This window comes from Azoarcus sp. PA01, assembly GCA_001274695.2.
In the GTDB taxonomy this organism is placed as follows: domain Bacteria; phylum Pseudomonadota; class Gammaproteobacteria; order Burkholderiales; family Rhodocyclaceae; genus Aromatoleum.
The window spans coordinates 886,673-900,245 of sequence record LARU01000004.1 but is presented as its reverse complement, the minus strand read 5'-3'; the positions used below and the strand labels follow the sequence as shown (position 1 = coordinate 900,245).

The 13,573-nt window shown below is 66.3% G+C and carries 18 protein-coding genes; 15 read left to right on the top strand and 3 right to left on the bottom strand.

From position 1 onward, the window contains the following. The first annotated feature begins 191 nt into the window (after window positions 1–191). The 7 genes from PA01_16345 to PA01_16315 all read left to right on the top strand — a co-directional run bounded on the left by PA01_16345 (window position 192) and on the right by PA01_16315 (window position 5,313). The gene (locus tag PA01_16345; GenBank protein KON80002.1) at window positions 192–800 is read left to right on the top strand and encodes a MotA/TolQ/ExbB proton channel family protein; all 609 of its coding nucleotides are present in this window, start codon (window positions 192–194) and stop codon (window positions 798–800) included. 8 nt (window positions 801–808) lie between these two features. Beyond that, on the top strand, window positions 809–1,231 hold the full coding sequence (locus PA01_16340; protein KON80001.1) for a biopolymer transporter ExbD: 423 nt from the start codon (window positions 809–811) through the stop codon (window positions 1,229–1,231). A 50-nt stretch (window positions 1,232–1,281) separates the two neighbouring features. Beyond that, a complete protein-coding gene (gene lpxK, locus PA01_16335) occupies window positions 1,282–2,292 on the top strand; it encodes a tetraacyldisaccharide 4'-kinase (GenBank protein ID KON80000.1) in 1,011 nt (336 codons plus the stop codon). Next, window positions 2,273–2,467 (top strand): Trm112 family protein, encoded by a 195-nt coding sequence (locus tag PA01_16330; GenBank protein ID KON79999.1) that lies wholly within the window; start codon window positions 2,273–2,275, stop codon window positions 2,465–2,467. The genes lpxK and PA01_16330 overlap by 20 nt, the downstream gene beginning before the upstream one ends. Beyond that, window positions 2,467–3,243, top strand: a complete 777-nt coding sequence (gene kdsB / locus PA01_16325) for a 3-deoxy-manno-octulosonate cytidylyltransferase (protein KON79998.1) — start codon at window positions 2,467–2,469, stop codon at window positions 3,241–3,243. The genes PA01_16330 and kdsB overlap by 1 nt, the downstream gene beginning before the upstream one ends. 81 nt (window positions 3,244–3,324) lie before the next feature. Then, window positions 3,325–3,978, top strand: coding sequence for an adenylate kinase (adk, locus tag PA01_16320; GenBank protein ID KON79997.1), 654 nt, complete (start codon window positions 3,325–3,327; stop codon window positions 3,976–3,978). 78 nt (window positions 3,979–4,056) lie between these two features. Next, a complete protein-coding gene (locus PA01_16315) occupies window positions 4,057–5,313 on the top strand; it encodes a 6-phosphofructokinase (GenBank protein KON80404.1) in 1,257 nt (418 codons plus the stop codon). A 25-nt stretch (window positions 5,314–5,338) separates the two neighbouring features. Here the strand turns inward: PA01_16315 and PA01_16310 are convergent, their stop codons facing one another. Continuing rightward, window positions 5,339–5,974: a YbhB/YbcL family Raf kinase inhibitor-like protein gene (locus PA01_16310; GenBank protein KON79996.1), complete on the bottom strand. Its 636-nt coding sequence runs from the start codon at window positions 5,972–5,974 to the stop codon at window positions 5,339–5,341. Between the two features lie 156 nt (window positions 5,975–6,130). Next, window positions 6,131–7,666 (bottom strand): murein biosynthesis integral membrane protein MurJ, encoded by a 1,536-nt coding sequence (gene murJ, locus PA01_16305; protein KON79995.1) that lies wholly within the window; start codon window positions 7,664–7,666, stop codon window positions 6,131–6,133. A 117-nt stretch (window positions 7,667–7,783) separates the two neighbouring features. Here murJ and rpsT point away from each other — a divergent pair, with 117 nt between their 5' ends. Next, window positions 7,784–8,050, top strand: a complete 267-nt coding sequence (gene rpsT, locus PA01_16300; GenBank protein KON79994.1) for a 30S ribosomal protein S20 — start codon at window positions 7,784–7,786, stop codon at window positions 8,048–8,050. Window positions 8,051–8,198: 148 nt separating this feature from the next. Here rpsT and PA01_16295 read toward each other — a convergent pair whose 3' ends face one another. After that, window positions 8,199–8,495: a DUF3579 domain-containing protein gene (locus PA01_16295; GenBank protein KON79993.1), complete on the bottom strand. Its 297-nt coding sequence runs from the start codon at window positions 8,493–8,495 to the stop codon at window positions 8,199–8,201. A gap of 292 nt (window positions 8,496–8,787) precedes the next feature. Between PA01_16295 and PA01_16290 the strand changes: the two genes are divergently transcribed. The 7 genes from PA01_16290 to PA01_16260 all read left to right on the top strand — a co-directional run bounded on the left by PA01_16290 (window position 8,788) and on the right by PA01_16260 (window position 13,508). After that, window positions 8,788–9,957 carry an aspartate aminotransferase family protein gene (locus tag PA01_16290; protein KON79992.1) on the top strand — a complete coding sequence of 390 codons (1,170 nt, stop codon included), beginning with the start codon at window positions 8,788–8,790 and terminating at the stop codon, window positions 9,955–9,957. Between the two features lie 11 nt (window positions 9,958–9,968). Next, the gene (gene argF, locus PA01_16285; GenBank protein ID KON79991.1) at window positions 9,969–10,892 is read left to right on the top strand and encodes an ornithine carbamoyltransferase; all 924 of its coding nucleotides are present in this window, start codon (window positions 9,969–9,971) and stop codon (window positions 10,890–10,892) included. Between the two features lie 83 nt (window positions 10,893–10,975). Beyond that, window positions 10,976–12,205 carry an argininosuccinate synthase gene (locus tag PA01_16280; GenBank protein KON79990.1) on the top strand — a complete coding sequence of 410 codons (1,230 nt, stop codon included), beginning with the start codon at window positions 10,976–10,978 and terminating at the stop codon, window positions 12,203–12,205. Window positions 12,206–12,217: 12 nt separating this feature from the next. After that, window positions 12,218–12,448, top strand: coding sequence for a DUF2788 domain-containing protein (locus PA01_16275; protein KON79989.1), 231 nt, complete (start codon window positions 12,218–12,220; stop codon window positions 12,446–12,448). Window positions 12,449–12,461: 13 nt separating this feature from the next. Continuing rightward, complete coding sequence (locus tag PA01_16270; protein KON79988.1) at window positions 12,462–12,797, top strand: pyrimidine/purine nucleoside phosphorylase; 336 nt, start codon at window positions 12,462–12,464, stop codon at window positions 12,795–12,797. A gap of 13 nt (window positions 12,798–12,810) precedes the next feature. Further along, window positions 12,811–13,296 (top strand): YajQ family cyclic di-GMP-binding protein, encoded by a 486-nt coding sequence (locus PA01_16265; protein ID KON79987.1) that lies wholly within the window; start codon window positions 12,811–12,813, stop codon window positions 13,294–13,296. 11 nt (window positions 13,297–13,307) lie between these two features. Continuing rightward, window positions 13,308–13,508, top strand: coding sequence for a YjfB family protein (locus tag PA01_16260; GenBank protein ID KON79986.1), 201 nt, complete (start codon window positions 13,308–13,310; stop codon window positions 13,506–13,508). Window positions 13,509–13,573: the final 65 nt, after the last annotated feature.

The window sequence follows — 13,573 nt, the reverse complement described above, 5'->3', positions numbered from 1 at the left end:
AGTTGCCCATTTTTTGATCGAAGTGGCCATTGGCTTGACGCGACAGAGTTTCGGGGCGCTATCCGCGAAAAATCCACACACTTATCCACAGCTTTTGTGGATTCTTCGAGGCCCGCTGCCCAACTGTTCGAGCTTGCCCTGCCCGCATGCGAACGCTAGAGTTCCGCCTTTGCAAAGGGGAGTCTTCTCGCGTGTTCGCGCTCATACAGGCCTCGGGCTGGCCGATCTGGCCGCTGTTGCTGGCATCGGTGATCGCCCTGGCGCTCATCATCGAGCGCGTGACGACGCTGCGCCGCTCCAGAATCGCTCCTCCCGACCTGCTCGACAAGGTGCTCGCGGATCTGCGCCAGAAAGGCGTATCGGGTGAAATGGCGAACCGCGTCGCAGCCCATTCGCCGCTCGGGAAAGTGCTCGCCGCCGGATTACGCAACGTCAACAGCTCCCGCGAAGTCATGAAGGAGGCGATCGAGGAAAGCGGGCGCGTCGTCGCGCACGAACTCGAACGCTTCCTGACGACCCTCGGCACGATCGCCGCGATCAGCCCGCTGATGGGGCTTTTCGGCACCATCGTCGGCATGATCGACATCTTCGCGTCGCAAAGCGCCGCCGGGACGAACCCGCAGCAACTCGCGCAGGGCATCTCGACCGCGCTCAACTCCACCGGCCTGGGCCTGATCATCGCGATCCCGGCGACGATTTTCTGGCGCCATTTCCGCGCTCTCGTCGACAGCTTCGTCATCGAAATGGAGCAGCAGGCGATCAGGCTCGTCGAAGTCGTGCACGGCGAGCGTCGCGCCTGAGAACGCACGTGAACTTCCAGCGCGGCCGACGCCAGGAAGAGCCGGAGATCAACCTGATCCCGCTCATCGACATCATGCTCGTCCTGATCATCTTCCTCGTGCTGACGACGACGTTCTCGAAAGTCTCGGGCCTCGAGATCAACCTGCCGACCGGTGAAGCGCAGACGGCCGAGACGATGCCCGACCAGATCGATATCGCGGTGAGCGCCAGCGGCGACATCCTCGTCAACCGGCAGCCGGTCGAAGGCAAGGACATCGACGCGATTGCCGCGGCGCTCGGGCAGGCGGTTCCTGCGGGGAAGGATGAGCCGGTCGTCGTCATCAATGCCGACGCCAAGGCCGCCCATCAAAGTGTCATCAACGCGATGCAGGCGGCGCAGCGTGCAGGCCTGTCGCACATCACGTTCGCGATCCAGGCGCCGCCCCAGTGACGCCGGCCGCTGCCTTTTCCCGCCGGGGACCGGCCCGGTCGTTCTGAGCGATGCCGCGCAACGCGCCGGCGTTCTGGCAGACCCGCTCGCTCGCGGCCGTGCTGCTGCTGCCGCTGTCGGGCCTGTTCCTGCTGCTTGCGGCCGCGCGCCGGCAGTTGTTCAAGCTCCGCGTCCGGCGGGCGGTACGCCTTCCGGTGCCGGTCGTTGTCGTCGGCAACATCGCGGTCGGGGGCAGCGGCAAGACACCGGTCGTCGAATGGCTCGTCGCCCGGCTGCGGGACGCGGGCTTCACGCCGGGCATCGTCAGCCGCGGCTATGGCGGCAAAGTCGCCGGCGCCGTGATCGTCCCGCCGCACGGCGAGGTACGGCTGTTCGGTGACGAGCCGGTGTTGCTCGCGCGGCTCACCGCATCGCCGGTCGCCGTCGGCGCCGATCGCCCGGCCGCGGCGCTCAAACTGCTGCAGGCCCATCCCGAATGTGACGTGATCGTCGCCGACGACGGCTTGCAGCATTACCGGCTCGCGCGCGACGTCGAAATCGCGGTCGTCGACGAACGCACGCTCGGCAACCGCTGGCTGCTGCCGGCGGGGCCGCTGCGCGAAGGGCCGGGGCGGCTGCGCGACGTGGATATCGTCGTCGCCCATGGCGCACTGTCGCCCGCGCTGTCGTCGCTTCTCGGCGGGCGTGCGGTCTTTGCGATGCATCTCGAAGGCGCCGAATTCCGCCGCCTCGACGGCGGCGCGTGCTGCAATGCCGAAACGTTTCGCGGCAGGCGCGTGCACGGCATCGCCGGCATCGGCCGCCCGGAGCGTTTCTTCGCCCAGTTGGCGGCGCTGGGGCTCGACGTCGTGCCGCACCCGTTTCCCGATCATCATCCCTTCACTGCCGCGGACCTCGATTTCGCACCGGGCGAGCCGAAAATCCTCACCAGCAAGGATGCGGTAAAATGCGCGTCTTTCGCGTCCGCCGACACTTGGGAGTTCCCGGTGAAAGCGCATCTCGCTGCGGGCGCCACCGAACGTATCCTGGAGAAACTGACGCATGGACGCCCGACTGCTTGAAATCCTCGTGTGCCCGATCTGCAAAGGCCCGCTCGACTTCGTCAAGGACAAGCAGGAACTGGTGTGCAAGGCCGACCGCCTCGGCTTTCCGGTCCGCGACGGCATCCCGGTGATGCTCGAAGAGGAAGCGCGCCAGCTCGGCGCCGAAGAAGTCGACGCCTTGCGGCGCCGCTGATGGCTGCGTTCCACGTCGTCATCCCGGCGCGCCACGCGTCGAGCCGGCTTCCGGGCAAGCCGCTTGCCGACATCGCCGGCAAGCCGATGGTCGTGCGCGTGCTCGAGCAGGCGCGCCGCGCCGGCGCCGCGTCGGTGTGGGTCGCCACCGACCACCCGGCGGTATTCGACGCGGTCCGCGCAGCCGGCGGCGACGCGCTGATGACGCGCGAAGACCACCCGAGCGGTACCGACCGGCTCGCCGAAGTCGTCGACGCGCTGGGCTGGAGCGCCGACGACATCGTCGTCAACGTCCAGGGCGACGAACCGCTGATCGAGCCGAAGCTGATCGCGGCCGTGGCCCAGGCGCTCGCCGACGACCCGGTCGCGGCGATCGCGACCGCCGCGCACCCGCTGCATGTCGCTGCCGAGTTCTTCAACCCGAACGTCGTCAAAGTCGTCTGCGACGCGCACGACCACGCGCTGTATTTCTCGCGCGCCCCGATCCCGTGGGCGCGCGATGCGTTCGCCACGGCGCGCGACGAGCTTCCCGCCGGCCTGCCGGTGCTGCGCCACGTCGGCCTGTACGCGTACCGCGTCGCGTTCCTGCGCTGCTACGCGAGCCTCGCTCCGTCGCCGCTCGAGCAATGGGAAGCGCTCGAACAGCTGCGCGCGCTGTGGCACGGACACCGGATCCGGGTGATGCCTGTCGAAGTTGCGCCGGCCGCGGGCGTCGACACGCCCGAAGACCTCGAGCGCGTGCGGGCGGCGTTTGACCGGCACGAACGAGTCGGCTAAGTTTTGCGGCTTTTGTTTGCAGTTCTTTTTTGCATAACGACGCGGCCGGCAGCATCGGCCGCCTGACTGGGAGAGAGATGTATGCGTCTGATTCTGTTGGGACCGCCGGGCGCGGGGAAAGGTACGCAGGCGAACTTCATCAAAGAGAAGTTCGGCATTCCGCAGATTTCCACCGGCGACATGCTGCGCGCCGCCGTCAAGGCCGGAACGCCGCTGGGCGTCGAGGCGAAGAAAGTCATGGATGCGGGCGGGCTCGTGTCCGACGACATCATCATCGGCCTCGTCAAGGACCGCCTGAAGGAAGACGATTGCAAGTCCGGCTACATGTTCGACGGCTTCCCGCGGACGATTCCGCAGGCCGAGGCGATGAAGGAAGCCGGGGTGCCGATCGACTTCGTCCTCGAAATCGACGTGCCCGACAGCGAGATCATCGAGCGCATGAGCGGGCGGCGCGCGCACCTGGCGTCGGGGCGCACCTATCACGTCAAGTACAATCCGCCGAAAGTCGCCGGCAAGGACGACCTCACCGGCGAGGACCTCGTGCAGCGTGACGACGACCGCGAGGAGACGGTCGCGAAGCGCCTCGAGGTCTATCATTCGCAGACCAAGCCGCTCGTCGAGTACTACTCGAAGTGGGCCGCGTCGGGGCAGCCGGGCGCGCCGAAAGTGCGCAAGATCAGCGGTCTCGGAGCGGTGGACGAAATCACCGCGCGGGCTTTCGCGGCGCTGAAGTAAACCGGATTTTTCCCGCCTGGCGCGGCGAGCGGCGGGAGTCTTTCCCGTTCCTCGCCGCGTTTGCGTTTCTGGACCGTGATGAACAAAGCCAACCTGCTCTATGCCCAGTCGGGCGGCGTGACCGCGGTCATCAACGCGACCGCGGCAAGCGTCATCGAAGCCGCGCGGGCGCGCGCCGACGCGATCGGGCGGGTGCTCGCTGCGCGTCACGGCATTCTCGGCGCGCTCGACGAAGACCTGATCGACACCGCGCCGCTGTCGGCCGCCGATCTGCGCCGCCTCGCCGGCACGCCGGGCGGCGCGTTCGGCTCGTGCCGCTTCGACCTCGACGCGCCGGAGGCGAACCGCGACCAGTACGACCGCCTGTTCGCGGTGTTCGCGGCGCACGACATCGGTTATTTCCTCTACAACGGCGGCAACGGTTCGATGGACACGGTCGCGAAAGTGTCGCGCGCGGCAGCCGATCGCGGCTATCCGCTGGTCTGCGTCGGGGTGCCGAAGACGGTCGACAACGACCTCGAAGGCACGGACTGTTCGCCCGGTTTCGGCTCCGCAGCGAAGTACGCGGCGACGTCGATGCTCGAAGCCGGGCTCGATCTGGCGGCGATGACGAGCCGCGTCGGGCGCGCGTTCGTCCTGGAAGTCATGGGGCGCAACGCCGGCTGGCTCGCCGCGGCGACCGCGCTTGCCGCGCGCAACGACGACGAGCCGCCGCATGTCATCCTGATGCCCGAAGTGCCGTTCGACGAGGAAGTGTTCCTCGCGGCAGTGCGGTCCACGGTGTCGCGTCTGGGCTATTGCGCGATCACCGTATCCGAAGGCATCCGCCGCGCCGACGGCTCGCTGCTGATGGAGCAGAACGAGGATGCGAAAGGCCATGTCCAGCTCGGCGGCGCCGGGCAGTGCATCGCGCGCCTGATCCACGCACGCTTGGGCTACAAGCATCACTGGGCGATCCCGGACTACCTGCAGCGCGCGGCCGGCCACCTGGTGTCGGCGACCGACTACGCGCAGGCTCGCGCGGTCGGGCAGGCGGCGGTGGAGTACGCGCTGGCGGGGCGCGACGGCGTGATGGCCGCGATCCGCCGTCTCGCCGGCGCGCCGTACCGCTGGGACGTGGCGCCCGTCGCGGTGGCCGCGATCGCGAACCTCGAACGCCAGGTGCCTGCGGCCTTCATTCGCGCCGACGGGCTGCACGTCACCGATGCCGCGCGGGCGTACCTGCGCCCGCTGATCGAGGGTGAAATGCCGGCGTGTTTTGCCGGCGGACTGCCGGATTACCCGCGTTTCGCGCTGCCTGGCGTGCCGCGCCTCCTCGCGCCGTACCGTCCGTGACGGGCGCTTGCGACGCCTGCCTGCGTCACCGCGCGCGGTGCTCCAGCGCGGGATTCAGGCTGTAGAGGCCGGTCAGCTTCGCCTCGGCGAGCACGTGGCCCGCGAGCGCGTTGCGCACTTCGGCGCCGCCGAAGCGGCCTTCGAGCGCGATGCATTCGACGTCGAGCGCGTACAGCGTGAAGACGTAATGGTGCACCAGCTCGTCGTTCCACGGCGGGCAGGGGCCGTCGTAGCCGTAGTAGTCGCCGCGCATCGACTCGTCGCCGGCGAACCATGCCGTGTAATCGTTGATTCCGTGCCGCCCGTGCGGGGCCTGCGGTCCGGGCTTGCCGGCGGGGGTGACGCCCGCCGAGAAGCTGCCGGCGGCGATTTCGCGCAGCTCCGCGGGAAGATCCACCAGCACCCAGTGAAAGAAATCGACGCGCGGCAGACTCGCCGGCACGACGTGTCCTTCCTGATTGACGTCGTCGCCCTTGCTTGGAACATCCGGGTCATGGCAGATCAGCGCGAACGACCGGGTTCCGGACGGGATGCTGGTCCACGCCAGGTGCGGGTTGAGGTTGCGGCCGAGGCATACGTGCCCGGCGGCGGCCGGAATGCAGAAGGCGAATTCGCCGGGAATCGTGGCGTTGTCGGTGAAGCTCTGGCTCGTCAGTTTCATGCCCTTGGGCTCCTTCGGTGGGGCGGCGGGAAAGCCGGGATGGATTCATTGTAGAGCGCGATGCGGTGATCGGCGGCCTGCCTCCGGACCGACGTCGGTCCGGAGGAAGCCCTTGCGCAGCCCTTGTGCAGCCCTTGTGCAGCCCTTATGCAGCCCTTATGCAGCACGGCGGCGAAAATCGCGCAGGCGAAAGCCGAGCGCCAGAAGTGTCGCGAAATATGCCGTCACGCCGGCCGCGACGACTGCCGACAGCCGCAGCACGCGCGCCAGCCCGCCTTCGGCCAGCCACCACGCATCGTCGCCGCGGCCGAACCACAGCACGGTGCCGAGCACCACCAGCCCGCCCGCGAGCCGCAGCCAGAACGTGCCCCACGCCGGCTGCGGCCGGTACACGCCGCGCCGCCTCAGTCCGCGATACAGCAGCCCGGCGTTGAGCAGCGACGCGAGGCCGATCGACAGCGCGAGCCCGGCGTGCTGCAGCGGCACGATGAATGCGAGGTTCATCAGCTGCGTCGCCGCGAGCGTCAGCAGCGCGATCTTCACCGGCGTGCGGATGTCCTGACGCGCATAGAAGCCCGGTGCGAGGATCTTCACGAGGATCAGCCCCGCGAGGCCGACGCTGTACGCGATCAGTGCGAGGCGCGTCTGCATCACGTCGGCGGCAGTGAAGGCGCCGTGCTGGAACAGCGTCGAGATCAGCGGCACCGCGAGCAACGCCAGCGCCAGCGCCGCCGGCAGCGTCAGCATCAGCGTCAGCCGCAGGCCCCAGTCGAGCAGCGACGAAAAAGCTTCGGGCTGTTCGTCGGCATGCAGCTTCGACAGGCTCGGCAGCAGGATCGTCCCGAGTGCTGCGCCGAGCAGTCCGGCGGGGAATTCCATCAGGCGGTCCGCGTAGTACAGCCACGACACGCTGCCGCTGGGCAGAAACGACGCGAAGACGGTGTTGATGATCAGCGAAACCTGGCTCACCGACACACCGAGCATCGCCGGTCCCATCAGCTTCGCGATGCGCCGCACGCCGGGATCCGACAGATTGAGGTCGAAGCGCGGCAGCAGCCCGAGGCGCGCGAGCGGGCGCAGCTGCAGCATCAGCTGCAGCACGCCGCCGATGAACACCGCCCAGCCGAGCGCGAGCACAGGCGGGTCGAAGTACGGCGCGGCGAACAGCGCCATGCCGATGAACGACAGGTTCAGCAGCACCGGCGTGAAAGCGGGAATCGCGAAGCGGCTCCAGGTGTTGAGCACGCCGCCGGCGAGCGCGACGAGCGACATGAACAGGATGTAGGGGAAGGTGATGCGCGTCAGCTCGACGGTCAGCGCGAACTTGTCCGGATTCGCCGCGAACCCGGGTGCCGTGACGTGGATGATCCACGGCGACGCGAGAATGCCGAGCACCGACACTGCCGTCACCGCGAGCCCGAGCGCCGTCGCGACGCGATTGACGAGCCGGTGCGCCTCGTCGGGCCCCTGGCGGTTCCGGTATTCGGCGAGGATCGGCACGAAGGCTTGCGAGAAGGCCCCTTCGGCGAACATGCGCCGCAGCAGGTTCGGCAGACGGAACGCGACGAAAAAAGCGTCGGTCGCGATCCCGGCGCCGAATGCCCGGGCAATGACGAAATCGCGGACGAACCCCAGGATGCGCGACAACAGGGTCATGCCGCTTACGGTGGCGAGGGCGCGCAGCAGATTCATCTGGGGTAGCCAAAAGGGGGGGATGATAACGGCTGAAGGCCCGCGGCGCACTTGCATCGGGCAGCCCGAATCGGTAGACTCGCGCGTTTTCAAGAACCAACCAACGGAAGAACATCTATGGCCAATTCGGCACAAGCCCGCAAGCGCGCCCGTCAGGCGGTCGTGGCCCGCGCTCACAATGGCAGCCTGCGTTCACGTCTGCGTACCGCGATCAAGGCTGTGCAAAAGGCCGTCGTGGGTGGCGACAAGGCGGCGGCACAAGCGACGTTCCGCACCTCGATGAGCACCATCGACAGCATCGCGGACAAGAAGATCATCCACAAGAACAAGGCCGCTCGCCACAAGAGCCGCCTGTCGGCCGCGATCAAGGCGATGGCCGCCTGATCTTCACACCCGGCTGGCAGCAAATAAAAACGGCGACTTCGGGTCGCCGTTTTTATTTTCCGCGTCCCGTCCGCCGCGGCCACGGTTCAATGCCCGCTTCTGCTTCGGGCCGAAAAAGGCCGGGCGGCGGGCAGGGCTGCGCGGAGAATCAGATCTTGACCTGCTCGTCGTCGATCCGGTCGACGACCAGGTCGTTGTCTTTGGCGAAGTTGGTCAGGAATTTGTAGGCGAGCGGCTCGATGTCGTGCAGCCTCGCATCGACCAGCACCGCCTTGTGCCCTTTGAGCGTGCAGCCCGGGCGCACGTAGGGCGAATACATCATGCGGTGATCCGCGCCGAACGCCGACATGATGCCGCACAGGCGATCGGCCCAGTCGCTCGGGCGGAAAGTCTTTCCCTCTCGCGTGACCCCGATGATGACGAAGCTTTCGATCAATTGGCTCATGTGGCGCAACCCGGCGGCTGAGGGAATTTTCAGAAGGCGGTGTCCCGGCTCGAGCCGGTGTTGTGGGGACCGCGAAAGACGCGGCGGATTCTAGCAGAAAACACGCTTTGCGATTTCATGTCGTGGCTGACGGTTTCATGATGCGGGTGTCGTGCCGCGGCGAGCCGGCGCCGCGGCGGAGGCTCGCAATCTGTACAAGGCGCACATTTTTCGCTTAACATCGATCCTTCGATTATTCACGGCGGCGAGTGCCGCCGTGTGCATTTCTGCTTCATCCTGATCGGGGTCCTCCATGTCGCATCTCATGAATACCTACGCCAGATTGCCGGTCGCATTCACGCACGGCGAAGGGGTCTGGCTCTTCGATGAGACGGGCAAGCGTTATCTGGACGCCCTGTCCGGGATCGCCGTGTCGACACTCGGTCACAACCACCCCCGTCTGGTGCGCACGATCGCCGGTCAGGCGGCGAAGGTGCTGCACACGTCGAACCTCTACCGCATCCCCCTGCAGGAAGAACTCTCCGACCGGCTCGCCGCGGTATCGGGCATGGATGAAGTGTTCTTCTGCAACTCCGGCTGCGAAGCCAACGAGGCCGCGATCAAGCTCGCGCGTTTCTATGGACACCGCAAAGGCATCGACCAGCCGGCGATCATCGTCATGGAAAACGCTTTCCACGGGCGCACGCTGGCGACCTTGTCGGCGACCGGCAACCGCAAGACGCAGGCCGGCTTCGAGCCGCTGGTGTCCGGTTTCCTGCGCGTGCCGTACAAGGACATCGGCGCGATCCGCACGGTCGGCGAGCACAATCACAACGTCGTCGCGGTCATGCTCGAAATGATCCAGGGCGAGGGCGGCGTCAATATCGCCGACGAAACTTTCCAGCGCGAGCTGCGCGCGATCTGTGACGAGCGCGGCTGGCTGCTGATCTGCGACGAAGTCCAGTGCGGCATGGGGCGCACCGGAAGCTGGTTCGGTTTCCAGCAAGGCGGCGTGACCCCCGACGTGATGACGCTCGCGAAGGGCCTCGGTTCCGGCGTGCCGATCGGCGCATGCGTCACCGCCGGGCGCGCCGCCGGCCTGTTCGGCCCGGGCAATCACGGTTCGACTTTCGGCGGCAATCCGCTCGCCTGCGCTGCGGGCCTCGAGACGCTCGCGACGATCGAGGACGACGGGCTGATGGCCAACGCCGTCAAGGTCGGCGACGCGATCCGTGCCGGTTTGCACGAAGCGCTCGCAGGGCTTTCCGGCGTCGTCGAGATCCGCGGCCGCGGCCTGATGATCGGCATCGAGCTCGATCGCCCCTGCGGCGACCTGGTCCGCCAGGCGCTGGACGCCGGCCTGCTGATCAACGTCACCGCCGACCGCGTCATCCGCCTGCTGCCGGCGCTGGTATTTACCGAGGCCGATGCCCAGGAACTGGTGTCGCGTCTCGCGCCGCTGGTGCGCAAGCATCTCGAATGAACGGGCGCGCGATGACCAGACCCAGGCATTACCTGCAGTTCAAGGATTTCACGCGCGACGAATACCGGCACGTGTTCGACCGCACGCGCTGGATCAAGGACAAGTTCAAGCGCTACGAGCCGTATCACCCGCTGTTCGACCGCACGCTGGTGATGATCTTCGAGAAGGCCAGCACGCGCACGCGGCTGTCGTTCGAAGCCGGGATGCAGCAGCTCGGCGGTTCGGCGATCTACCTCAATACCCGCGACTCGCAGCTCGGTCGCGGCGAGCCGGTCGAAGACGCGGCGCAGGTGATCTCGCGCATGAGCGACGTCGTGATGATCCGCACTTTCGAGCAGGACATCATCGAGCGCTTCGCCGCGCATTCGCGCGTGCCGGTCATCAACGGGCTGACGAACGAATACCACCCGTGCCAGATCCTCGCCGACATCTACACTTTCATCGAGCACCGCGGCTCGATCCAGGGCAAGACGGTCGCCTGGGTCGGTGATTCGAACAACATGTGCAACACCTGGCTGCAGGCTGCCGAGCTGCTCGACTTCAACGTTCACGTATCGACGCCGCCCGGCTACGAAGTCGAGCCGGAACGGGCCGGACTGTACGGCACCGGTCATTTCGAGCAGTTCGCCGACCCGATGGAAGCGTGCAAGGGCGCGGATCTCGTCACCACCGACGTGTGGACGTCGATGGGTTTCGAAGCGGAAAACGACGAGCGGATGAAGGATTTCGCCGACTGGTGCGTCGACGCCGAAATGATGGCAGCGGCCCGCGCCGATGCGGTGTTCATGCACTGCCTGCCCGCCCACCGTGGCGAGGAGGTCACGGCGGACGTCATCGACGGCGCGCAGTCGGTCGTGTGGGATGAAGCGGAGAATCGCCTGCACGTCCAGAAAGCGCTGATGGAATACCTGGTGCTCGGCAAAGTCGAAGACTAGCCGGCGTCTATGCAAGTCCGGGCTGCAGACCGCACGGCTGCGGCCGGTCTGTTGAGCGGAAATCGGAAAAAGCGGAAATCGACATGAGCGACGTCAAGAAAGCGGTGCTTGCCTATTCGGGCGGGCTGGATACCTCGGTCATCCTGAAGTGGCTGCAGGATACCTATCAGTGCGAAGTGGTGACGTTCACGGCCGACCTCGGCCAGGGCGAAGAGCTCGAGCCCGCGCGCGACAAGGCGCTGAAGTTCGGCATCAAGCCCGACAACATCTTCATCGACGACCTGCGCGAAGAGTTCGTGCGCGACTTCGTCTTCCCGATGTTCCGCTGCAACACGGTTTATGAAGGCGAATACCTGCTCGGCACGTCGATCGCTCGTCCGCTGATCGCCAAGCGCCAGATCGAGATCGCGCGCGCGACCGGCGCCGACGCGGTGTCGCACGGCGCGACCGGCAAGGGCAACGACCAGGTCCGCTTCGAACTCGGCTACTACGCGCTGATGCCGGGCGTGAAAGTCATCGCGCCGTGGCGCGAATGGGACCTGCTGTCGCGCGAGAAGCTGCTCGCGTACGCCGAAAAGCACGGCATCCCGATCGAGATGAAGCACAAGCAGGGCGGCTCGCCGTATTCGATGGACGCGAACCTGCTGCACATCTCTTTCGAAGGCCGCCACCTCGAGAACCCGGCTGCGGAAGCCGAGGAATCGATGTGGCGCTGGACCGTGTCGCCGGAAGCCGCCCCTGATGCCGCTGAATACGTCGACCTCGAATTCGAGCGCGGCGACCTCGTCGCGATCAACGGCACGCGCATGAAGGCGCACGAGCTGCTCGCGAAGCTCAACGAGCTCGGCGGCAAGCACGGCATCGGCCGGCTCGACCTCGTCGAGAACCGCTACGTGGGCATGAAGAGCCGCGGCTGCTACGAGACGCCGGGCGGCACGATCCTGCTGCGGGCGCATCGGGCAATCGAATCCGTGACGCTCGACCGCGAAGTCGCGCACCTCAAGGACGACCTGATGCCGCGCTACGCGAGCCTGATCTACAACGGCTACTGGTGGAGCCCGGAGCGCCGCGCGCTGCAGGCCCTGATCGACAACACGCAGGAATCGGTCAACGGCTGGGTGCGCGTCAAGCTCTACAAGGGCAACGTCATCGTCACCGGCCGCGACTCGAAGACCGATTCGCTGTTCGACCCGACGATCGCGACGTTCGAGGACGACCAGGGCGCCTACAACCAGAAGGACGCGCACGGTTTCATCCGCCTCAACGCACTGCGCATGCGCATCGCCGCGAACGCGAAGACGAAGCGCGGCTAAGGAGGCCGATCGATGGACGGCGACGCAGTCATCTTCGGACTGACGATCGCGGAGTTCGAGGACTGGTCGCTCAAGATCCTGCTGACTGCGCTGATCGTGTACATGCTGTTCATCATCGGCAACCTCGCGAAGCAATCGAAAGCCGGCCGGTACGGCACGGTGTGGCTGTTCATCGCGCTCGGTCTGGGTTTCGTCGGCTTCGTCGCGAAGAGTTTCATCCAGAGATTTCTCGGCATCGAATAGGAATGCAGCAATCATGAGCCTCACCGAAAAGTTCGACGGCGTCACTGTCGCCACCAAGGCCAACGTCTATTTCGACGGCAAATGCGTGAGCCACGGCATCGTGCTGGCCGACGGCACGAAGAAGTCCGTCGGCGTAATCCTGCCGGCGACGCTGACGTTCAACACCGGCGCGCCCGAGATCATGGAAGGCGTCGCCGGGAGCTGCCGCGTGCGCCTGAAAGGCGCCAACGGTGAAATGAGCGAGTGGAAAGACTACGGCGCCGGCGAGTCCTTCAACGTGCCGGCCAACTCCAGCTTCGACATCGAAGTCGCCGGCGAACCGTACCACTACGTCTGCCACTTCGGCTGACCGGAGGCGAGCCATGCCATCCTTCGACATCATGTCCGAAGTCGACCTGCCTTCGCTGAAGAACGCGGTCGACGTCGCCAACCGCAAGATCAGCGGCCGCTACGACTTCAAGGGCAGCGACGCGCGGGTCGAGCAGGGCGAAAAAGTGTTGACGCTGTTCGGCGACAGCGACTTCCAGATCGACCAGATGCGCCAGATCCTGCTGCCCGAAATGACGGCGAAGAAGATCGACGTGCGCTGCCTCGAATACGGCGACCTGCAGAAGATCGGCGGCAACAAGCTCAAGCAGGAGCTCAAGGTCCGCGTCGGCGTCGAGCAGGACCTCGCGAAGAAGATCGTCAAGCTGCTCAAAGACAGCAAGCTCAAGGTGCAAGCCGCGATCCAGGGCGAAGCGATCCGCGTCTCGGGGGCCAAGCGCGACATCCTGCAGGAAGCGATCGCACTGGTGAAGAAGGAGATCACCGACTTCCCGCTGCAGTTCGGCAACTTCCGCGACTGACGGCACTGCGGATGAACGTCACCGCGATCGCCACTGCGGCTGCCGCGAACAGCGCGGCGCGCCTCCAGGCGCACGCCTCGCTGCTCGTCCTCCGGAAAGCGATGGAGCTGCAGCGATCCGGCGCCGCGCAGCTCCTCGAGGCGCTCCCCCAACCCGCGGTCGCACCCACTCCCGACGCCAGCGTCGGCGGATCGATCGACCTCTTTGTCTGACCGCTGCGCGTCGCAACGCGAGCGATCCCGCATCGGAGTGACGGGCGATTCGGCCGAAACTCCCT